Source organism: Phyllobacterium sp. MT110 (genome assembly GCF_058792715.1).
Genome location: NZ_JBXAFE010000005.1, coordinates 258179 through 279211, shown reverse-complemented (window position 1 = coordinate 279211; position 21033 = coordinate 258179). Strand labels below are relative to the sequence as shown.

Sequence of the window (21033 nt, the reverse complement as noted above, 5' to 3'; positions counted from 1 at the left end):
ATGCTCAGATTGACAGGAGAAAACTGTCTGGAAGCTGTCACGTATTGGGGAAGACCGGCCAATATCGGCCGGATCGGCAAATCAGCGGCGTGAAAAAGTCAGGTAGGCACCGACACGCCCTTCGCGATGCGCTTTCTGCTCATAGCGGGTGCCGGGCCAGGCCTCATAGGGCGTGTGCCAGTCGGCGGATGTCTCGGCCTGCCACGCGAACGCGCCATGAGCGCGGCAATGCTGCAATGTCCAGTTGACGTAAGTATCGATATCCGATGCAAAACGGAACGGGCTGCCCGGCTTCAACACCCGGGCAAAACGGTCAAGGTTCTTCTGGCTGACGAAACGGCGCTTCCAATGTTTCTTTTTCGGCCAAGGATCCGGATAAAACAGATCGATACCGTCAAGCGATGCGTCCGGCAGCCAGTCCAGGACCTGCGTTGCATCGTCATCGTACAGGCGAATGTTCTGCAGGGGATTTTCGTGCAGATCGACAACCAGCTTTGCCATGCTGTTGACGAAAGGCTCGACACCGATAAAGCCGGACTTGGGAAAGCGGGCAGCTTCATGCAGCAGGTGCTCGCCACCGCCAAAGCCGATTTCGAGCCGGACCTTGTCGACCTCCGCAGTAAAAAGACTGCGAAGGTCGCCGGGTGCAGGTTCCGACAGATCCAGTTTCAGCAGCGGCAACAACTCGTCGCGGATGGAGCGTTGCAGGGGCCGCAGTGTCTTGCCATTGCGTCTGCCGAAAAACGCTTCCGTTGAGCGCTCGCGCCTGGGCTCTTCTGTCTCTGTCATCATCTTCAATCAAACTGGCTGCTTACGCAGCCAGTGCACTCTTCAACTGCTTGGCCAGATCGGTCTTTTCCCACGAGAACGAACCGTCACGACCGGGCTTGCGGCCGAAATGGCCATAGGCGGATGTCTTGGCGTAGATCGGCTTGTTCAGGTCAAGATGCTTGCGGATGCCCGTCGGCGACAGGTCCATGACCTTGCGCAGGGCAGCTTCCACGGCGTCTTCATTCACCTTGCCGGTGCCATGCAGGTCAACATAGACCGACAGAGGCTGGGCTACGCCGATGGCATAGGACAGCTGGATCGTGCAGCGATCGGCAAAGCCGGCGGCGACGACATTCTTGGCGAGATAGCGTGCCGCATAGGCAGCAGAGCGGTCAACCTTGGTGGTGTCCTTGCCGGAGAAAGCACCGCCGCCATGGGGCGCCGCGCCGCCGTAGGTGTCCACGATGATCTTGCGACCTGTCAACCCTGCATCGCCGTCCGGTCCGCCGATGACAAACTTGCCGGTCGGGTTGATGTACCAGACGCAATTGTCGGCAATCTTGAGATCGCCCAGCGCTTCACGGATGTAGGGTTCAACGACCTTGCGAACCTTCTTGGAATCCCAGCTGGCATCCAGATGCTGCGTCGAAAGAACGATCTGCGTCGCTTCCGCCGCTACACCATCGACGTAACGAACCGTCACCTGGCTCTTGGCATCGGGGCCAAGCCGGCCGGCCTCGCCCTCGCCCTTGTGGCGGGCAGCGGCGAGAAGCTCGAGAATCTTGTGCGAATAATAGATCGGAGCCGGCATCAGGTCCGGTGTTTCCCGGCAGGCATAGCCGAACATGATACCCTGGTCGCCTGCACCCTCTTCACCCTGACGGTCAGACGCATTGTCGACGCCCTGCGCAATGTCGGCCGACTGCGGATGCAGCAGCACGTCAATCTTTGCAGTCTTCCAGCTGAAGCCATCCTGCTCATAGCCGATATCGCGGATCGCACGGCGGGCGGCAGCGCGGAAGCGGGAGGGATTGATGACCGGATGACCCTTGGCGTCATGAACAACAGCGCCGTTCTTGTCCTTCTTGAGCAGCGTGTCGGGGACACGCACTTCACCGGCAATAACAACCCGGTTGGTCGTTGCCAAGGTTTCACAGGCAATACGCACAGTCCACGGATCAACACCCGTTTTCTTTGCTTCCTTATAAATCATGTCGACGATTTCATCGGAAATACGGTCGCAAACCTTATCTGGATGACCTTCCGATACAGACTCACTGGTAAAAAGATAGGAACTGCGTGTCACGGGAAACCCCTCTTGAAACAAACGTACGCCCATTCCACAGGGAACGAGCCTGCGTAGTGTTTGCCAAGGTCCAAGGATTCAGTCAATCGCTTTCGTTTTCAAACAAACAGCATTGGAAGAATTTTTCTACTGTTTGAACGGAAAGATCGGCAGGCTAACGGGAATCTATCCTTCGGGATCTTCTTCGTGACTCAATGTCCGCACCAGATCGAGGATTTTCCGGCGAATCTTCGGGTCGCCGATCTTGGCGAAGGCACGCGCAAGCTGTATCCCCTCGGAGCTGTTGAGAAAGCCCACCACGTATGTGTTGTCACTTTCCTCCTCGAACCCCTGCACCTTCTCCGGCTGGTCGGGCATATCATCAAAGAAAAACGTGACGGGTACGTTGAGAACGTTGCCAATCGCTTGCAGACGGCTGGCACCTACCCGGTTGACACCCTTCTCGTATTTTTGAATTTGCTGAAATGTAATTCCCAGGCTATCGCCTAGTCTTTCCTGGCTGAGGCCAACCATGTTCCGGCGCAGACGGATTCGGGCGCCCACGTGGACGTCAACTGGGTTCGGTCGCTTTTTATTATCGGGCATGAAAATCTCATTCGTATGAAATGGGGCTGAAAACTAATTTTATCATCAATGTATCAACAGACCAAATATAACGGTATTCGACAGGGCAAAGGTAAAAAAGTCAACCGAGACGCCTTCTATCCCGATAAAAATACGCCAGTACGGCGGCAAAAAGCAGACCGAGTACAATCAGAAATTGAAATCTGCGTAAGCCTTCACTTAATGGTAGTTGAACCCTACCGGGAAGCGCCACATCGACCACACCCACTGCATTCAGTGCCAGGGCATCGATGATTCGACCGTAGGGATCGACAACCGCTGATAGTCCATTGTTGGCGGCACGGACAAGCGGCAAACCCTGCTCGACCGCGCGCAATTGCGCCTGGCGGAAGTGCTGATATGGACCTGGCGTATCGCCGTACCATGCATCATTGGTCACATTGATGATCGCGTCGGCCACCGGCCCCTGATACCCCATTTCAGCCGGAAAGATCGCTTCATAGCAGATGAGCGGCAAAGCCGTGAGATTGTCGTTCACTTTGAGCGACTGCTTGGAAGCGCCTGCGGTAAACCCGCCAGGCATTCCAGCAATTTCGTTCAAACCGAGGCTGCGCAGAATGCCTTCGAGCGGCAGATATTCCCCGAACGGAACCAGATGCACCTTGTCGGCAGCACCGGTAATCTCGCCGGCATCATTGATGCTGTAGATCGTGTTGTAATACAGCGGCGGCTGATTGCCTCCCGGCTCCTCCATCCGCACGGCCCCGGCGAGCAGGACTTGCCCCTCTTCCAGCATTCCGGCAATGGCCCGCAACGCGTCGGGTGTTCTCGTCAGGATATAGGGGACCGCTGTTTCCGGCCAGACAATCACGTCGGGTGCCGGGGCATCGGATCGTGGCGGCTTGCGGCTCATGGCGAGATATTTATCAAGAATATCGCGGCGTGCTTCCACGTCAAACTTCAGATCCTGCGCGATCGACGGCTGAACGATACGAACATTGGGGCCCTTTGCGACAAGGCTGGCCGTCTGCAGCCTGTAAAACCCGTAACCCGCATGGGCGCACACCAGGATCAGCGCGACAACCAGGCCCGTTCTGATATCGCGGCGGCCAGCAAGCAGGGCAGGCATGGAAAACACCGCGACGGCCAGCGCATTCATGCCCAGGAGGCCGACAAAAACCGATGACTGCATGAGAACGGGAACCGGCATCGCCGCATAACCGATCGCATTCCAGGGGAAACCGGTGAGCACAATGGAACGCAGCCACTCGGTGATACCGAAGGCAAACGCCAGCGATAGAACACGGCCCATCCCTTCACTCCAGAACAGTCGGGCCAACGCTGCGGCAAAAGCGTAGAAAACGGCGAGAACGGCCGGCAGTCCAAGCACGGCAAGCGGAATTGCCCAGGCAAAGCCGGCAGCATCCACCAGCAGTGCATTCCCCAGCCACCAGAGGCCAAAGACGAAATAGCCGAAACCAAACCACCAGCCAATCATGGCAGCCGGCCAAAGCCTGCGGAGAGGCCCGGCGCCCGCATTGTCCACGGCACCGTCAATCAGCCAGACAAGAACCGGAAAGGAGATGAAGCAGACGGCAAAAAAATCATAGGGCGGCAGCGCGAAACTGGCCAGCGCACCCATGAAAAATGCCAGCGCAACACGCTTCCATCCCCACAGCAGGATGATTTTTCCGGCCAGACGCTGGATCATGCCATGCCCCACCCTCGGTGATTTTTCGTCAGTATAAGCGGGTGAGACTTGCGCCAATCATTCGTCCATTTCAGCGGGTTCATCCGCCGCGCCCGGACGCGGAGCGCGCGGGCGGCGCTCGGCATGGCGCAGCGGCACGATGCGAACCTTGCGGATACGGCGCGGGTCGGCCTCGAGCACATGGAACTCATAACCCGGAACCGCCTGGACCATCTCGCCGCGCACGGGAATACGCCCAAGAATCGAGAAGATCAGACCGCCGACCGTGTCGACGTCTTCGCCATGCTCGCCAACGACAAAGCCGGGCCCGATCTTTCCGGCGACCTCTTCAAGATCGGCGCGGGCATCGGCGATGAAGACGCCTTCCGGCTCCTCCATGATCATCACTTCGTCGTCGTCGTGCTCGTCTTCAATATTGCCGACGACCATTTCGACGATATCTTCCAGCGACACCAGGCCGTCGGTCCCGCCGTACTCATCGATAACCAGCGCGATCTGAATGCGTTGTGCCTGCATACGGCCCATCAGGTCATTGGCAAGCATCGAGGGCGGCACGAAAAGGATCGGCCGCATGAGACTGAGCTCTGCAATGGTCTTGGTCAGCTCGACATTGCCCAGATCAAACTTGGCAGCAGCCGGCGCCTTGGGTGCCTTCGCCGAAGTTCGGCGCTGGGTCTTCACCCTGGAAATCTTGGTGATGTAATTGACCACATCACGGATATGCACCATGCCACGCGGATCATCCAGGGTTTCCGCGAAAACCGGCATGCGCGAATGGCCAGATTTTTCGAAAACCTCCAGCAGATCGCCAAGAGTCGTGGTGATATCGACCGCCTCGATATCGGCGCGGGGGATCATCACATCCTCCACGCGCAATTCGCGCAGGCGCAGGATGTTGTGAAGCATGGCGCGTTCTTCCGGCGAAAACGCCGTATCGCCATTATCCGTGCCCGCCAGCGCCGCATCGATATCCTCTCGCAGGGATGTGCCCGGGCGAGCGCGCAGAAATGGAAAAATTGCAGTGAGAAGCGAGCGCTTTTCGGTTGCGGGCGCTCTGGTGCTACTTTGCCCCTCGGCGTCACTCTCCTGCCCGGTTATGCCCTTGGCGGGCGCGGCAGGATCGTTCTGGTGCGACGTGTCAGACATGGTCCTCAATCGGATTGATCGTCAGTGACCGATAGCGCATATGGGTCGGGAATGGCAAGATGCGCGAGAATTTTACGCTCCAGATCTTCCATCTCTTCCGCTTCGCTCTCGATAATATGATCATAGCCCAGCAGATGCAAAAAGCCGTGCACGATCAGATGCGTCAAATGATGGTCGAAAGGTTTCTGTTCATCGGCAGCTTCACGCTCGACCGTTTCCCGAGCGATGACGATGTCGCCGAGCATGGGGCCGGGTTTCTGGCCGGGCTTGATCGGAAAGGCGGGGAATGACAGCACATTGGTTGGCTTGTCCTTGTCGCGCCAGTCATTGTTGAGTTCGCGGATCGCCGCATCGTCGGTGAAGACGAGGCTGAGTTCACTCACCGGTTGCGGGCCGCCATCCAATGTCTGCCATGCAGCAGCAATGGCCTTTTCGGCAAGCGCCTGCAGGGTGGCCTCCTCGGGCCAGCCGTCGGTTTCAACGAGAATATCGGTATCGATCAAAATTGTACCATCAAGCGTTGGATATCTTTCGAGCACTCAGCCCGTTGAGTCGGATAATGCGGTTTTCAAGAACCGGAGCGCCGTGGACATTGTAGTCCATAAACGCCGGAAGTGCAGAAAATCGCATCAGACCGCCAACGGGATGAAGTGATCGAAATATCTCAGGGCTTGGCGCCTTCCTTGTCGTAGGCACGGACGATTGCCGCAACAAGCGGATGGCGGACAACGTCCACATCCGAGAAGCGGACTGTGACAATCCCGCTGACGCCGTCGAGAATTCTCAGCGCTTCAACCAGACCGGATTTCTGGCCAGGAGGAAGATCGACCTGACTGGGATCACCGGTGATGATCATGCGTCCGTTTTCACCAAGGCGGGTGAGAAACATCTTCATCTGCATCGCTGTCGTGTTCTGCGCCTCGTCAAGAATGATGGCAGAATGCGCCAGCGTGCGTCCGCGCATGAAAGCCAGCGGTGCAATTTCGATGACACCGGCAGCAATGGCCCGCTCTACCTTGTCGGCGGGCATCATGTCATACAGCGCATCATAAAGCGGCCGCAGATACGGATCGACCTTTTCCTTCATATCGCCGGGCAGGAAGCCAAGACGTTCACCAGCCTCCACGGCCGGACGCGACAGAATGATCCGGTCCACCAGGCCACGCTCCAGAAGCATGGCGGCATGGGCAACGGCCAGATAGGTCTTGCCGGTACCGGCAGGGCCGACGCCGAACACCATTTCCGAGCGGTCCATTGCCCGCATATAGGCATCCTGTGTTGGCGTGCGGGCAAAAATCGTCTTCTTGCGGGTCGATATCTGGGCTGCAGCCATCTTGCTCTTGTTTTCCATGCTGGGAAGCGTCAGTTGATCGTCGGCGGCAATAGCCATGCGCAATGCGCCATCCACATCGGATGCCGAAATATCGTGGCCCTTCTGCAGCTGTTCATAGAGCTGATCGAGGGCTCTTCGGGCCTGTTCGGTCGCGCCCGGTTCACCGCGAATCGCAAGCTGGTTTCCCTTGGAGCGGACATCGACACCCAACTTCTGCTCGATGCGGGCAAGGTTCTCGTCGAACTGACCGAACAAGGCGCTTGCCAGCCGGTTATTGTCGAATGTCAGTACGATATGCGCCAGATCCGAGGCCCCTGACGGAGCGGGTTTCAGCTTTTCGGTGGCGGTCAATCGGCTCTCCTTACCAAAAGGTGTTCAGTGCTTATATAGTCCCGTCGCTCGTCGTTTCCATCTCACGAACCCCAATCAGGCTGTTGGTTCCCGTGCTGATGATTCGTACGCTGATTATGTCGCCGATTTCCCCGCCATGTACATCGATAATTACAGGTTGTAACCAGGGAGATCGGCCAACCATCTGTCCGGGTTCCCGCCCGGCCTTTTCGATCAGCACGTCCATGGTTTGACCGACCAGACTGCGCTGGAATGCATATTGCTGTTCGGACAGCAGTGCCTGCAGGCGCTGCAATCTTTCGTCCTTCACGGCTTCAGGGACATGGTCTTCCATATCCGCACCGGGCGTGCCGGGGCGGGGCGAGTATTTGAACGAATAAGCCGCGGCATAGGTGACGTCGCGCACGATCTGCAGTGTCGCTTCGAAATCCTCGTCGGTCTCGCCGGGAAAGCCGACGATGAAATCCCCGGAAAGGGCAATGTCCGAGCGCGCCTCGCGAATCCGGTTGATCAGCCGCACATATTCCGCAGCTGTATGCCTGCGGTTCATGGCCTTGAGAATGCGGTCCGACCCAGCCTGTACCGGCAGATGCAGATAGGGCATGAGCATCGGCAGGTCACGGTGGGCATGGATCAGCGTGTCGTCCATATCGCGCGGATGGCTGGTCACGTAGCGCAGGCGCGCAATGCCAGGCACCTCAGCCAGCCGGTAGAGCAGCTCGCCCAATCCCCACTCGCGCCCGTCGGCGCCTTCGCCATGCCAGGCATTGACGTTCTGACCGAGCAGAGTCAGTTCGCGCACACCGGCATCAGCCAGCTTTTCGGCTTCCTTCAAGATCTGCGCGACTGGCCGCGAGACTTCTGAACCGCGGGTATAGGGCACCACGCAGAATGTGCAAAACTTGTCGCACCCCTCCTGGACAGTCAAAAAAGCCGTCACACCACGGCTTCTTGTTTGCTCCTTGCGGGGAGCCGGCAGATGCTCGAACTTGTCTTCGATCGCATATTCCGTCTCGACGACCCGCTCGCCCTGCCGCACACGGGCAAGCGCCTGCGGCAGGCGATGATAGGTCTGCGGACCGACCACCAGATCCACCACCGGCGCGCGGCGGGTGATCTCATCGCCTTCCGCCTGCGCCACGCAACCGGCAACACCGACGGTCAGCTCGCGGCCTTCTTTGGCGCGGGCGTCCTTCATCTTGCGCAGGCGGCCGAGCGCTGAATAGAGTTTTTCGGAGGCTTTCTCGCGAATATGACAGGTGTTGATCAACACCAGATCGGCGTCCTCCGCCGTATCAGTGGGGCTGTAGCCTTCCGCCGCCAGACTGTCCGTCATACGCTGGCTGTCATAGACATTCATCTGGCAGCCATAGGTCTTCACATAGACCTTGCGCGTGTTCGCAAGTGCTGGCGAAATGGGTACGGTTCCGGATGTCTCGTCCGGTTTATGCGAGGTGCTGATATCGTCCATGCGAGGCTTCTAAAGCTTTTTGACGCCTTTGAGAATAGCAGAGTCACCCGGAATGGCTGACTCCGGCGTTTCTCCTGCCGCCGCGACAAGATCCCGGCCAAGGAGCGACGACAACATCATCTCCCTCACCCGCTTCTCCATCAACCGTGCCAGCATCTTGCGGTTTGTCTTGCTGTCGATGGTCATCGGTTCGCCGAACCAGACATCGACATCGATCGCACCGTCCTTCAAAAGCCCGATCAGGCTCGGTCCCAGCGGCACGTCGCCCGGCCAGGAAATGATCGGGCGATGGAAGCGGCCCATCGGCACGCCGTGCACCCGCGTATAGGCAATCGCTACGGGTTGCACCGTCACTGTTTCCACGCTGGTTTCGCGGATTGCCACCTGGGCGGCACCGAAAAGCGACGTCTTGAAGGGCAGGACACGATTGCCGTCGGACGTGGTTCCCTCGGCAAACAGCACCATGACATCACCGGCGGCCAGACGCGTTGCAATCTCGCTCGCCTGATCATGGGTCTTGCCGCGCTTTTCCCTCTCCACGAAGACGGAGCGCTGCAGTTTGGAGAGCATGCCGAACAGTGGCCAGCTCGCCACTTCGATCTTGGCGATGAAGGACAATTCCTTGAGCGCCCCCAGCACCACGATATCGGTCCACGATGCGTGGTTTGCCGCCAGCAGCAGCGGGCGCTGCGTTGCCATGTCCCCATGCATGTGGATGCGCAAGCCAAGCAGTTTGGCGACGATGCGGTGATAGAAAATCGGAAACCGCTTGCGCAAGCCCCAGCCGGCCTTGAGGAAAAAGTACTGCAATGGCACCGAGATCAGGGTGACCAGCGCAAAAGCCGTTGCCGTGACAGTAAAACGGACCCAGGACATCATGTCAGCGTGCCCGCTTCAGGTCACGGCGCATGGTCAGGGCCGCGGAACGGCCGCCCGCAGTTTCATAATAGCCGGGACGTTTGCCCACCTGCTTGAATCCAAGACGGCGGTAGAGCGCCAGAGCCGGCATATTTGTCTCGTCCACCTCCAGAAACAGCATTTCCGCCCGGGCATTGTGCAGATGGCGCAGGGTCGCGTCCATCAAGGCATGGCCAAGACCACGCCGTTGCGCGGACGGCGCCACCGCAATCGTCAGGATTTCCGCCTCGTCGACAACGAGCCTTGCCAGCACAAAGCCGCCGGGAGCGGCGGACCGCCTCCCCTCTTCCCGCGCAATGAAGCCGAAGACATTCCCCTGTATCATCAGCGCATGGAATTCCTCATCGCTCCATGGCTGGCTGAACGTCAGGGCGTGCAGCTTTGCCAGGTGAATCGAATCCGTGCTTGCCAAGGGTTCAATGACAAAAGGACGGTTGCGCAGATTACCCAGGGGAAAGCCCATCATTCCGAGACCTTCCTTCGCAGGACAAAACCCTGCTGCGGCTTGACGTCGAGCCCGCGCAGATAGAGCGGCTTCGGCGCTTCACCATCAACCGCGCGCAGAGCGCCCAGCCGGGCAAAGGCTTCAATCGTTCCCGTCGACGTGGTTACGGCCACATCGAGCTTGTGTTCCTTGCCATCATTGACGAGGGCCGCACCCGAACCGGACAGCACGACATCGTCCGGCCGTTCCGACAAGGCAGAGAACATATCCGGTATGGTTGTCACACCGGGCAGCGAACCGGCAGACCCGTCCGGAGCAAAGAACTGTGCGTAGATCTCGTCGCGACGTGCATCGATAATCGACAGGACGGGACGTTCCGGAAACACACGCCGCGCGTCAAAAGCCAATGCTTCAAGCGTGCTGACACCCACGACCGGACATTGCAAGGCAAGACCAAAGCCGCGCGCCGTGGAAACGCCGACACGCACGCCGGTGAACGATCCGGGACCGATGCTGACCGCGATCTTGCCGATGGCACTGATCGGTACTGCTGCATGGTTCAACGTCTGTTCAATGAAGGCCATCAAACGCTCCGCATGTCCCTTGCCAATATCCTCACTCGTTGCGGCAAGCACGGTCCCGGTTTCGACATCGAGAACAGCAACGGAGCAAAGAGTGGAGGCCGTATCAAGCGCAAGCAGTTTCATGGCCAATCGCGTAAACAAGAATCAGCCAGCAAACAAGTAGTGTTCGGGGCGGCACGCATTAATCTGGCCAAAATTGCACGTTGAGTTGCAGGCGAGCGGCAGCGGCAGCCAATCTCCTGTCTCTGCTCCACAACCGCGTGCTGGGTGTTAGTCGCGTTGCCGCCAGCAAGTGCGCGTCGACATAGCCGATACCAAGACCGAACAGCGCTTCGGCATCGATAAAATGCATACCAAAGTCGACCCACGCTCCGCCGACCGTCCGCGCGGATTGACCAAAGATGCTGATCAGTTATCCATGATCAGTGCCAGCGGCGCCCTGAACCGCGCCACAAGCCCTTCTTTCTCATATTGAATATCGGCATCCCCGGTGCCCGACAGGCCGAAACGGATCAGCCGCGAGCCAAATCCTTTCTTTTCGGGAGCAGTTGTGGCCGGGCCGCCGCTCTCGCGCCATGTCAGGACAAATTCCATCTGCGATGGAGCACGCTGGATTTCCCAACTGATCTCCACCTTGCCTTGCGTGTTGGACAGCGATCCATATTTCAGCGCGTTCGTGGCAAGTTCATGCAGCAGCAGCGACAGGGAAAGAACGGCCTTTGGCCCGAGATTGAGATTGGGACCGCGCAAGACGAACTGCGCTGTTTCGCCGTGCAGCGCCAGGACGCTCTCCAGTACCGAACGGATACGCGCCGCCGACCAGTTCTGGTGCAGCAGCACATTATGCGCCGAGCTGAGTGCCATCAGGCGCTGCTTGAATGCCTCGACCGCGTCCTGCGGCGCATCGCGCAGTGTTTGCGTTGCAATGGCCTGAACCATGGTAAGCGTGTTTTTCAGGCGATGGCTCAATTCCTGATTGAGAATACCCTGTTCATGCTCGGCCTGCAGCTTGGCAATCGCCGCGTAGGTCCGGTCGGCAATGCTGACGACAAACTGAATCTCGTCGGTCTGCCAATCCCTCGGATTCTCGCCGTGAACGAACATCAACCCCACGAGTTCACCGGCGTGCATCAGCGGTACATTGATGAACGACCGGGCTTGAAGGGCGGCATAGCCGTCATAGTCCTGCGCCAGCCAGTCCGTTCCTGGTATGTCGGAGACGGCAATCGGAATCCCGATCTGCGAGTTCTTGATCGTCGCCTTGAAGTTCACCAGCGAGTGGCGGCCGGCCATGGACTTCAGTGCGGCCGCGGTCCAATCCCGCTCGACATTGAAAAGATCCGCCGTCAAATCGATGATGGCAAATCCGGCGCGACCGGCATTCAGGTTTTCACCGAGAATCCGTGAGGCGATTTCCGCAGCTTCGCCCGTTGTATGGGCGTCGCGAATACTGTCACCCAGTTCGAGAAGGGCAGCCTGGCGGATTTCCGCCTGCTTGCGCTTGGTGACATCCTGGACCGTGCCGCGGAAAAACGCGGGTTGGCCAACGTCGTCATAGGCAAGCTCGCCACGGCGGCTCAGCCAGCGCAGCGACCCGTCATCGGCACGGCGGATCCGGTATTCGATATCAAGCATGACGTTTCCATCAAGGCGCGATGGTTGATCGGAGACCAGATGCCTGTCGTCCGCATAGGTCAGCACCTCGAACGTCGGAGCGGAATATTGCTCGCTCTCCGGCAGTCCGTATAGCCGGCACATTTCGGGTGTAACGCGCGCAATATTGGTTTTGAGATTGAGTTCGAATGCCCCGATGCCCCCCGCCTGTTGCGCGGGACCAAGCCATCCGTCGACCCGGTACTGCTTGTTGCGCGCCGCTTCACTCGACAGGGCCCGTTTCAGGCTGGAGCGAATCGAACGCCGCTGCTGGAGAACAACGTCGTTGCGGTCTTCCAGCACCCGGCGCAGTTCGAGGATGGTAATGACCTGCTCGGCAAGGTCCTGAAGGGCCTCGGTCTGCGCGTCCGTCAGCCCGCCGGGGCGCGGCACGCTGTCGATCACGCACAGGGTTCCAACCGCCTCGCCGCTGGGTGTATTGAGAACGGCCCCGGCATAGAATCGGATATGGGGTTCTCCCGTCACCAGGGTATTGTGCCTGGTGCGCTCATCCAGCGTGAGATCCGGAATGACGAGGACGGAGCCCGTCGGCAGCGCATGGGCACAAACCGATTGCTCCAAAGGTGTTTCACACGTCTCAAAGCCGGACCGCGCCTTGAACCATTGCCGGTCTCCGGCGACCAGGCTGATCAGAGCAACCGGTGTTTCGCAAATCTGCTTGGCAAGAGAGACAATATTGTCGAATGCCGGCTCTGACGGCGTATCGAGAACATCATATTCAGCAAGGGCAGCCAACCGATGGGCGTCCTGAAGAACTGAATGGGGCAAATCGCTCATGGATAAACCCAATCGCCAGATTATGTGAGAGACACGGGAGTTTTCGTGATTATCAAATAGTCTAATTTTGCTCCGTGACAATTGCTATTTGCGAATTCCCGCGATCCGCGTCGCCGCAGAGAAGGAAATGCTGATCCAGCCCGATATCTGAACGGGCTTGGCCATAGTCAGGATATGGGACAGCTGCCGGCGGTCACGTCGAAACTCCTGGTGGCAAACTCGCGTCCATGCGTGTCCTGCAGGGAAAAGGTCCAGACACCGGAAACCAGTTCGTAGCTCTTTTCGAACACCCAGCCCGCATAGCGCTGCTGCCGGATGGCGCCGTCGGGCCAGCTGCTGCGCTGCATGCTGCGGCCATCAGGCGTGTGAATCACCGGATGCCGGACAACGATCATGATGGGCACGACCTGGAAATCGGGAACATTGAACGCGGCATACATCACGCCGAAACTGGTCCCGAGGCAGGCGGTTATTTTGTCGGCCCTGACAACGTCCACCGGCCCATCCACGAGCCGGTTATATCCTGTCGGCGTATCCGGTGCCGCTTCAGTGCCGACATCCTTCGCCCGCGTCAGCCCCCAGTTGAGGATTTCAATGGCCGGTTCTGCACCCTGCGCCCTCGCAAGCCCCGCCCCGGCCAACAATGCCGGAAACATCAGGGCCAGGAGGCGAACAGCGCGCATCGGCTGCTATGCAGCCGCGCGCTTGGCTTTCAGTTCCAGTCTGCGGCGGTGCAGGACCGGTTCGGTATAGCCGTTCGGCTGTGCCCGCCCCTTGAACACCAGATCGCAAGCGGCCTGAAACGCCACCGATGCGTCGAAATCCGCAGCCATCGGCTGGTAATGTGGATCGCCCTCATTCTGCTTGTCGACGACCCCCGCCATGCGCTTCAGCGTTTCCAGAACCTGTGCCTCGCCGGCAACCCCGTGATGCAGCCAGTTGGCGATGTGCTGGGCGGAAATGCGCAACGTGGCGCGATCCTCCATCAGGCCGACATTGTTGATGTCCGGGACCTTGGAGCAGCCGACGCCCTGATCCACCCAGCGCACGACATACCCCAGAATGCCCTGGGCGTTGTTGTCGAGCTCGCGCTGGATATCTTCCGGTGTCCAGTTGGGCCGCGACGCGACCGGCACCGACAGGATATCACCGAGTTTGGCGCGGCCGCGCGTCTTCAGCTTTGCCTGTACCTCGGCCACGTCAACCTTGTGATAGTGGGTGGCATGCAGCGTGGCGGCCGTCGGCGACGGCACCCATGCGGTGTTGGCACCGGCCTTCGGATGGGCAATCTTCTGTTCAAGCATGGCTGCCATCAGATCTGGCATGGCCCACATGCCCTTGCCGATCTGCGCGTGGCCGGAAAGGCCGCATTCAAGCCCGACATCGACATTCCAGTTTTCATAGGCGCCGATCCACGATGCCTGCTTCATGTCACCCTTGCGGATCATCGGACCCGCCTCCATCGAGGTGTGAATCTCGTCGCCGGTGCGGTCGAGGAAGCCGGTATTGATGAAAACAACCCGCTCCTTCGCCGCGCGGATGGCTTCCTTGAGGTTGACCGTCGTGCGGCGCTCCTCATCCATGATGCCCATCTTCATCGTGTTGGGCTGCATGCCGAGCAGGGCTTCAACGCGCCCGAACAGCTCCGAGGCAAAGGCAACTTCTTCCGGGCCGTGCATTTTCGGCTTGACGACATACATCGAACCGGCGCGCGAATTCATGCGGCGGCCCTTGGGGCCGACATCGTGCAGGGCGATCAGGCCGGTGATTGCCGCATCCATGATGCCTTCCGGCACCTCATTGCCATCCTTGTCGAGGATGGCCGGATTGGTCATGAGATGACCGACATTGCGCACCAGCATAAGCGAACGGCCGGGCAGCGTCAGCGGCTTGCCATCTTTCCCTGTGTAGTCCCGGTCGGGATTGAGCTTGCGCGTGACGGATTTGCCGCTCTTTTCAAACGTATCCTGCAAATCACCATTCATCAGGCCGAGCCAGTTGCGATAGACAACAACCTTGTCTTCCGCATCGACGGCAGCAACGGAATCCTCGCAATCCTGAATCGTGGTGAGTGCCGATTCTAGTACCACGTCGGCAATATTGGCCGGGTCGGTTTTTCCAATGGGATGATCGGCGTTGATGACGATCTCCACATGCATGCCGTTCTTCACCAGGAGAATGGAGGATGGCCTGGAAGCATCGCCCTTATAGCCAACGAACTGTGCCTGATCCTTCAGCGACGGTGAGACTCCATTGGCGGTCTTGAGCACAAGCGTGCCGTGATCAACGGAAAGACCGGTCACATCAGCCCAGTGTGCTCCATCGAGCGGCGCACTGTCGTCGAGAAAGGCCTTGGCCCAAGCGATGACCTTGGCGCCGCGCAGCGGATTGAATGCCTTGCCCTTTTCCGCGCCGTCGGTTTCCGGAATGGCATCAGTGCCATAAAGCGCATCGTAAAGCGAACCCCAGCGCGCATTGGCCGCGTTGAGCGCATAGCGGGCGTTCATGACAGGCACCACCAGCTGCGGTCCGGCCGTTACCGCGATTTCCGGATCCACATTGTCGGTCGAGACGGAGAATGTTCCGCCCTCGGGCAGCAGATAGCCAATTTCCCGCAGGAACGCTTCATATTGCTCAGGTGTATACCCTGTCTGCCGCTTTTCGCGATAGAACGCATCGAGCTTTTCCTGAAATGCATCGCGCTTGGCGAGCAAGGCCCGGTTCTTGGGCGACAGATCATCGACAATTGCTGCCAGACCCTGAAAAAAGGCGTCGGCATTGACCGATGTTCCGACCACCGCTTCATTAGCCACGAAGTCGTAGAGCTCTTTCGCCACTTTCAGACCATCGATCTCGACCCGCTCGCTCATACCATACTCCTTAAGATTTTCTGTTAGCGTACCCTTGAACACACCAAAGCATTCCCAGTCAATTCGACCTAAATGAACATGATTTGTGCCAGAAGGGAAACAATCAATCAGTGGGCAATACGAGGCCTGCCGGTTGCGGTTGCGACCAGCACCGCTTCGATGAATTTTCGCTGGTCTTCAACAGTCGCAGCGCTGATGTTTCGGGCGATGGTGACCTGTGCCTCGTCGGTGCCAGCTTCCAGCGCGAAACTGCGAACCTGCCCTTGCAGCGTTTCTTCGGCGAAGGCAATCGCGAGATCTTCCTCCTGAAAGTCCTTCACCGCCTCTCCCGCTGCCACGCGAAAAATCCCTTCGGCGGGCTGGCTGATGTAGGCTTCAACCGATACGCGCACCTGCCCGACCACGGCACCGAGCGCATTGGCAACGTCCGTATCGACGGGAACAATGCTTGGCGCACCCAGCATGGCTCCAACGTCGGGATAATAGACGGGAGCGGAAGCACCCAATCCGATCAGCGGCCGGTCAATATCAAGCTTGACGCCGGCAATACCGCCCTGCCCGGAAAGCGCGCGCTGGGTCAGCGGACTGGCCACCATGTCAGGTCCATCCAATCCATCCTCGGCAAAGACGGTTTCCAGCACCACTTCCGATGAACGGCGGATGAGGGCGTCATAGGTGCGCCGCGAAATTTCCTCCGGCGTGTCGCACAGCGGGCGGCCCGCGCCGTCCTTGCGCCTGGCATAGAGAATGGCGCCATAGCGCGCCGCCTCGCCGTTCCAATTGTTCTGCAGATGGAGAACATGGCAGGCATCTGACGGCGTGAACCCAGAGAGATGGACAAGGCCGCGCGCGACCAGCCGATTGATCGTCGCGGTCTGGGAAACGGAATTCAGGAGCCGGTCGAGCGGCTGCGGTTCCCGGGTAATCCGCTGGTAAAGCTCGGCTTCGCCCTTGCTCAATCCGGATGCCATTTGCTCGGGAACGCCGGTAAGCAGTGCGAAACGGCCATCCAGGCGTCCGGGATTTGCCGTCTTCACCTGCCGCGCCAGATGATCGATGACGATGGCACCGTGATTGGCCGCAAGCAGGGACAGCGGCACCAGCCGCCTTGGTCCAAGCATGATGCGTGGTGCCATGGCATTGTCGTCCAGCGACACCTCGGAATCGCCGCCCAGTCCGAACGTGCGCATGGCCACCGCCTCGACCATGGTGCGGAAACCGCCAACGGTGGCGCCATTGGGATCGAGCCGTGGACGGCCATTGTCGAGAACGGCAACGTCCGTGGTCGTCCCGCCAATATCGGACACGATGGCGTTGTCGAGGCCCGTCATGTGGCGCGCGCCGACAAGGCTGGCAGCCGGTCCCGACAGGATCGTTTCAATCGGGCGGTGCCGTGCAAAAGCCGCCGAGACCAGTGCGCCATCGCCGCGCACCACCATGAGCGGCGCGTGAATGCCGCGCCGGTCGAGAAATCCTTCCGTTGCCGCCACCAGACGGTCAATCATGGCGATGAGCCGCGCATTGAGGACCGTTGTCAGGGCCCGGCGCGGGCCGTTCAGCTTGGCCGAAAGTTCGTGACTGCAGGTAACAGGCAGACCCGTCTCAGCGCGCACAAGATCACGAATGGCAATTTCATGCTCGGGGTTGCGGACGGCAAAATAGGCGCAGACTGCAAAGCCCGTCACCTCATCCTTGAGGCGCGGCAAGGCATCCTGCAGCGCCGAGACATCGAAAGGTTGCGGGCGGCCATAGACATCATGGCCGCCGGGCAGGAAGACGACGGGATCGGAGCCAAGGGCAGACCCGAGGTCCGCCTTCTCCAGGTCGGCCGGCGAGAACCCGACCATGACAAGCGCGATCCGCCCGCCCTGTCCTTCGACAAGGGCATTGGTGGCCAGGGTCGTCGACATGGACACAAGGCGGATATGGCCGGGATCAATCGAAGCCTCTTCGACGATGCGCTCGACCGCGCCGGAGATGCCGACACTCAGATCGTGGCGTGTCGTCAGGGCCTTGGCCTTGGCGATAACGCCCCGCGCTTCCGACCAGAGAACCGCGTCCGTATAGGTGCCGCCCGTATCAATACCGAGGAAAATTGCGTTTTCTATCTGTGAATCAGCCATGATGCCCTGCGCCGTTTGTGGCAGGGTTATCCCATGACGGCGCAGACGACTAGCGTCATTCCGACCATTTGCCGCCGCAACGACACAACAGTGCCGGAACCATTCAACTCCTGCTACGTTGACGCGTGGGAAAAGGGGGCTTTAATGGCATCACAATCTGGCAGTCATGCGGGATCGAAGAAGGTTATCTATGCCGCCATCCTCGGCAATCTTCTGATCGCGGCAACCAAGTTCATTGCCGCCTTCTTCACCGGCAGTTCCGCCATGCTGTCGGAAGGCGTTCATTCGCTGGTGGATACGGGAAATGGCGGCCTGCTTCTCTACGGTCTGCGGCGGGCCGCCAAGCCCGCCGACAAGGCGCATCCGCTCGGCCATGGACGCGAGCTTTACTTCTGGAGTTTCATTGTTGCCCTGCTGGTGTTTGCCGTGGGTGCCGGTGTCTCGTTCTATGAAGGCCTCACCCACATTCTCGAGCCGGAGCCCATCGCCAATCCCACTGTCAACTATGTCGTGCTTGGCTTTGCGCTGCTGTTCGAGGGCATCTCATGGACAGTCGCGCTGAAGGAATTCCGAACCATGAAGGGCAAGCTTGGCTATCTCGAAGCCGTGCAACAGAGCAAGGATCCGAGCGTCTTTACCGTCCTGTTTGAAGATACGGCTGCCCTGCTGGGACTCATCGTAGCGTTTGCCGGCATTTCAGCGGCGCAATTCTTCGACATGCCCGAATTCGACGGGGTTGCCTCCATCGGCATTGCCATCATCCTCGGTGCAACCGCAATTTTCCTCGCCCGGGAAAGCAAGGGCCTGCTGATCGGCGAGTCGGCGCTGCCGGAAGCGGAACAGCAAATTCTTGACATCGCCGGCAAGGATCCGGCCGTTCAGCAGGCAAATGGGGTGCTGACCGTCCATATGGGACCCAAGCAGATCGTTGCCGGGCTCAGCATTGAATTTGAGGATCATCTTACCGCACCCGACATCGAAGCCTGCGTCGAGCGTATCGAAACAGCGATCCGTCAGGCCAACCCGGACATCGTGTCCGTCTTCGTCAAACCGCAGACTGCAAGCACCTGGAAGACGCGGCGGCAAAAAATCGTTGAGGGCTAGTCTTCATCCACCACGCGCAGGCGCAACTGGCCCGTTGCCGATGCCGCTGAACGGTTGGCATCCGGCCCCTTCGCGGGCTCGCCGGCCGCCGGATCGACGAACTCCAGCGCCTCGATCTTCTGGCCGCGCTTCGTCACCTTGCTGGACGAGACGAGAATATCGTCAATATCCTTGCTCGCCTGACCGAAATGCGTCTGCAGCCGCCGGACCCGGTCGTCCAGGCGCCCGACATCTTCCATCAGGCGGATCACCTCACCCTGGATGAGATGTGCCTGCTCGCGCATGCGCACATCCTTGAGCACCGCCTGAATGACCTGAATGGATAGCATCAGCAGCGACGGCGATACGATGACGATGCGCGAACGATGGGCTTTCTGCACAATGCCTTCGAAATTCTCGTGAATTTCGGCAAAGATAGATTCCGATGGGACAAAGAGAAATGCCGTATCCTGGGTTTCGCCATTGATCAGGTATTTCTCTGAAACATCGCGAATATGGATTTCGATATCCCGGCGGAACTGGGCAAGCGCCAGTTTCTTCGTGTCCGGTGTCTCGGACTCGCGGATGGCGTTCCAGGCTTCTAGCGGAAATTTGGCGTCGATGACCAGATTGGGGGCGCCATTCGGCATGCGGACGATACAATCCGGCCGGCTTCCATTGGAAAGCGTGGCCTGAAACTCATAGGCTCCCTGCGGCAGGCCATCGGCAATGATGGTTTCCATGCGCGCCTGACCGAAGGCGCCGCGCGTCTGCTTGTTGGCGAGAATCGCCTGCAGCTGGACAACCTGTCCGGCCAGCGACTGGATATTGTTCTGCGCGGTATCGATGACCGCCAGCCGCTCCTGCAATTTGGCCAGGTTCTCATGGGTCGACTGCGTCTGTTCCGTCATGGTCTGGCCGATGCGGCTGGTCATGCCGTCGAGGCGTTCGCGGATCGACTGATTGAGCTCCGCCTGGCGCGAACCGAAAAGTTCCGCCATGGTCTGCATGCGGCCCTGCATCTCTGACTGGCTCTTTAAAATTTCAGCCATCCGCACTTCCGCATCACGCGCACGGTCTTCCGCCTGGAATTCCGCGATCAGCCGTACCCGTGCCGAACGCCAGAGCGCAATCCCGCACAGGACAATGGCAAGTGCAACGATGACAGCCGCCATTACCAGCGCGGTACCGACCGATATCGACGTGGCGCCAAGCTGAAACAGTGGCTGGTCGAGTGAATGTGATGTTTCCATGGGAAGCAGACTAACCGATTCGGATGGCAAATGTGAGATCAAAACGAGAACATTTTCACAAATGCCATTTATGCCGGGATTGACGGTTGAAAGCCGAGATATTAGGTGATGCTCATGTCTATCAAACCGCTTGTCATTCTTCCCGATCCGCTGTTGCGCCAGGTTTCCAAACCCGTGGAGCGCTTTGACGCCGATTTGCGCAAATTCTCCAACGACATGCTCGACACCATGTATGACGCGCCTGGGATCGGCCTCGCCGCCATTCAGGTGGCGGAACCGCTGCGCATGCTGGTGATCGACCTTGCCAAGGAAGACGAACCGAAGGCACCCCAGGTTTTCATCAACCCCGAGATTTTGTCTTCCAGCACCGAACGCAACGTCTATGAAGAAGGCTGCCTGTCCATTCCGGATTATTATGCGGAAGTGGAACGTCCGGCAAAAGTGCGCGTTGCCTATTTCGATATCGAAGGCAAGAAGCACGAGATCGAGGCGGACGGTTTGCTGGCAACCTGCCTTCAGCACGAGATCGACCACCTCAACGGCGTTCTGTTCATCGATTACATCTCGCGCCTCAAGCGTGAAATGGTGATGAAGAAGTTCAAGAAGCTTGCCAAGGATCGCGTTCCGAGCCGGCTGGCGGTGTAAGCCATGAG

18 protein-coding genes are annotated in these 21033 nt (G+C 59.0%); 2 read left to right on the top strand and 16 right to left on the bottom strand.

What is annotated here, in order from left to right:
• Positions 1-81: 81 nt before the first annotated feature.
• From trmB to AC1Q5O_RS21040, 15 genes are all read right to left on the bottom strand, one after another.
• A complete protein-coding gene (gene trmB, locus AC1Q5O_RS21110) occupies positions 82-789 on the bottom strand; it encodes a tRNA (guanine(46)-N(7))-methyltransferase TrmB (protein WP_492565677.1) in 708 nt (235 codons plus the stop codon).
• A gap of 22 nt (positions 790-811) precedes the next feature.
• A complete protein-coding gene (gene metK, locus AC1Q5O_RS21105; RefSeq protein WP_199537979.1) occupies positions 812-2077 on the bottom strand; it encodes a methionine adenosyltransferase in 1266 nt (421 codons plus the stop codon).
• Between the two features lie 165 nt (positions 2078-2242).
• Positions 2243-2662, bottom strand: coding sequence for a helix-turn-helix domain-containing protein (locus tag AC1Q5O_RS21100; RefSeq protein WP_223612073.1), 420 nt, complete (start codon positions 2660-2662; stop codon positions 2243-2245).
• Positions 2663-2762: 100 nt separating this feature from the next.
• Entirely contained in the window at positions 2763-4352 is a 1590-nt protein-coding gene (lnt, locus tag AC1Q5O_RS21095) for an apolipoprotein N-acyltransferase (protein ID WP_492565675.1), read from the bottom strand.
• A 57-nt stretch (positions 4353-4409) separates the two neighbouring features.
• Positions 4410-5498: a hemolysin family protein gene (locus tag AC1Q5O_RS21090; RefSeq protein ID WP_346305927.1), complete on the bottom strand. Its 1089-nt coding sequence runs from the start codon at positions 5496-5498 to the stop codon at positions 4410-4412.
• A 5-nt stretch (positions 5499-5503) separates the two neighbouring features.
• Positions 5504-6001 carry an rRNA maturation RNase YbeY gene (gene ybeY / locus AC1Q5O_RS21085; RefSeq protein ID WP_492565672.1) on the bottom strand — a complete coding sequence of 166 codons (498 nt, stop codon included), beginning with the start codon at positions 5999-6001 and terminating at the stop codon, positions 5504-5506.
• Positions 6002-6162: 161 nt separating this feature from the next.
• Positions 6163-7182, bottom strand: coding sequence for a PhoH family protein (locus tag AC1Q5O_RS21080; protein WP_463011880.1), 1020 nt, complete (start codon positions 7180-7182; stop codon positions 6163-6165).
• 31 nt (positions 7183-7213) lie between these two features.
• Entirely contained in the window at positions 7214-8653 is a 1440-nt protein-coding gene (gene miaB, locus AC1Q5O_RS21075; protein ID WP_492565669.1) for a tRNA (N6-isopentenyl adenosine(37)-C2)-methylthiotransferase MiaB, read from the bottom strand.
• Between the two features lie 9 nt (positions 8654-8662).
• Positions 8663-9529: a lyso-ornithine lipid O-acyltransferase gene (olsA, locus tag AC1Q5O_RS21070; RefSeq protein ID WP_492565834.1), complete on the bottom strand. Its 867-nt coding sequence runs from the start codon at positions 9527-9529 to the stop codon at positions 8663-8665.
• 4 nt (positions 9530-9533) lie between these two features.
• Positions 9534-10037: a ribosomal protein S18-alanine N-acetyltransferase gene (gene rimI, locus AC1Q5O_RS21065; protein ID WP_492565667.1), complete on the bottom strand. Its 504-nt coding sequence runs from the start codon at positions 10035-10037 to the stop codon at positions 9534-9536.
• Entirely contained in the window at positions 10034-10723 is a 690-nt protein-coding gene (gene tsaB, locus AC1Q5O_RS21060; protein ID WP_492565665.1) for a tRNA (adenosine(37)-N6)-threonylcarbamoyltransferase complex dimerization subunit type 1 TsaB, read from the bottom strand. Before tsaB ends, rimI begins: the two co-directional genes overlap by 4 nt.
• Positions 10724-11008: 285 nt before the next feature.
• Positions 11009-13051, bottom strand: a complete 2043-nt coding sequence (locus tag AC1Q5O_RS21055; RefSeq protein ID WP_492565663.1) for a GAF domain-containing protein — start codon at positions 13049-13051, stop codon at positions 11009-11011.
• Between the two features lie 167 nt (positions 13052-13218).
• On the bottom strand, positions 13219-13734 hold the full coding sequence (locus AC1Q5O_RS21050) for a DUF3859 domain-containing protein (protein WP_492565661.1): 516 nt from the start codon (positions 13732-13734) through the stop codon (positions 13219-13221).
• A gap of 6 nt (positions 13735-13740) precedes the next feature.
• Positions 13741-15921 carry a malate synthase G gene (locus AC1Q5O_RS21045; protein ID WP_492565659.1) on the bottom strand — a complete coding sequence of 727 codons (2181 nt, stop codon included), beginning with the start codon at positions 15919-15921 and terminating at the stop codon, positions 13741-13743.
• Between the two features lie 107 nt (positions 15922-16028).
• The gene (locus AC1Q5O_RS21040; RefSeq protein WP_492565657.1) at positions 16029-18044 is read right to left on the bottom strand and encodes a hydantoinase/oxoprolinase N-terminal domain-containing protein; all 2016 of its coding nucleotides are present in this window, start codon (positions 18042-18044) and stop codon (positions 16029-16031) included.
• Between the two features lie 144 nt (positions 18045-18188).
• On the opposite strand from AC1Q5O_RS21040, the gene AC1Q5O_RS21035 reads away from it, so the two are divergent.
• Positions 18189-19148 (top strand): cation diffusion facilitator family transporter, encoded by a 960-nt coding sequence (locus AC1Q5O_RS21035; RefSeq protein WP_492565655.1) that lies wholly within the window; start codon positions 18189-18191, stop codon positions 19146-19148.
• Here AC1Q5O_RS21035 and AC1Q5O_RS21030 read toward each other — a convergent pair.
• Positions 19145-20380, bottom strand: a complete 1236-nt coding sequence (locus AC1Q5O_RS21030; protein WP_346305915.1) for a DNA recombination protein RmuC — start codon at positions 20378-20380, stop codon at positions 19145-19147. The two genes, AC1Q5O_RS21035 and AC1Q5O_RS21030, sit on opposite strands and share 4 nt — an antisense overlap.
• 114 nt (positions 20381-20494) lie before the next feature.
• On the opposite strand from AC1Q5O_RS21030, the gene def reads away from it, so the two are divergent.
• Complete coding sequence (gene def, locus AC1Q5O_RS21025) at positions 20495-21025, top strand: peptide deformylase (RefSeq protein ID WP_105737786.1); 531 nt, start codon at positions 20495-20497, stop codon at positions 21023-21025.
• The last annotated feature ends 8 nt before the right edge of the window (positions 21026-21033 follow it).

What these genes read in the sequence shown, in the direction of transcription:
- trmB (WP_492565677.1), bottom strand. Translation starts at nt 789, where the DNA reads ATGACAGAGACAGAAGAGCCCAGGCGCGAGCGCTCAACGGAAGCGTTT.
- AC1Q5O_RS21100 (WP_223612073.1), bottom strand. Translation starts at nt 2,662, where the DNA reads ATGCCCGATAATAAAAAGCGACCGAACCCAGTTGACGTCCACGTGGGC.
- lnt (WP_492565675.1), bottom strand. Translation starts at nt 4,352, where the DNA reads ATGATCCAGCGTCTGGCCGGAAAAATCATCCTGCTGTGGGGATGGAAG.
- AC1Q5O_RS21090 (WP_346305927.1), bottom strand. Translation starts at nt 5,498, where the DNA reads ATGTCTGACACGTCGCACCAGAACGATCCTGCCGCGCCCGCCAAGGGC.
- miaB (WP_492565669.1), bottom strand. Translation starts at nt 8,653, where the DNA reads ATGGACGATATCAGCACCTCGCATAAACCGGACGAGACATCCGGAACC.
- olsA (WP_492565834.1), bottom strand. Translation starts at nt 9,529, where the DNA reads ATGTCCTGGGTCCGTTTTACTGTCACGGCAACGGCTTTTGCGCTGGTC.
- rimI (WP_492565667.1), bottom strand. Translation starts at nt 10,037, where the DNA reads ATGATGGGCTTTCCCCTGGGTAATCTGCGCAACCGTCCTTTTGTCATT.
- tsaB (WP_492565665.1), bottom strand. Translation starts at nt 10,723, where the DNA reads ATGAAACTGCTTGCGCTTGATACGGCCTCCACTCTTTGCTCCGTTGCT.
- AC1Q5O_RS21055 (WP_492565663.1), bottom strand. Translation starts at nt 13,051, where the DNA reads ATGAGCGATTTGCCCCATTCAGTTCTTCAGGACGCCCATCGGTTGGCT.
- AC1Q5O_RS21050 (WP_492565661.1), bottom strand. Translation starts at nt 13,734, where the DNA reads ATGCGCGCTGTTCGCCTCCTGGCCCTGATGTTTCCGGCATTGTTGGCC.
- AC1Q5O_RS21045 (WP_492565659.1), bottom strand. Translation starts at nt 15,921, where the DNA reads ATGAGCGAGCGGGTCGAGATCGATGGTCTGAAAGTGGCGAAAGAGCTC.
- AC1Q5O_RS21040 (WP_492565657.1), bottom strand. Translation starts at nt 18,044, where the DNA reads ATGGCTGATTCACAGATAGAAAACGCAATTTTCCTCGGTATTGATACG.
- AC1Q5O_RS21035 (WP_492565655.1), top strand. Translation starts at nt 18,189, where the DNA reads ATGGCATCACAATCTGGCAGTCATGCGGGATCGAAGAAGGTTATCTAT.
- AC1Q5O_RS21030 (WP_346305915.1), bottom strand. Translation starts at nt 20,380, where the DNA reads ATGGAAACATCACATTCACTCGACCAGCCACTGTTTCAGCTTGGCGCC.
- def (WP_105737786.1), top strand. Translation starts at nt 20,495, where the DNA reads ATGTCTATCAAACCGCTTGTCATTCTTCCCGATCCGCTGTTGCGCCAG.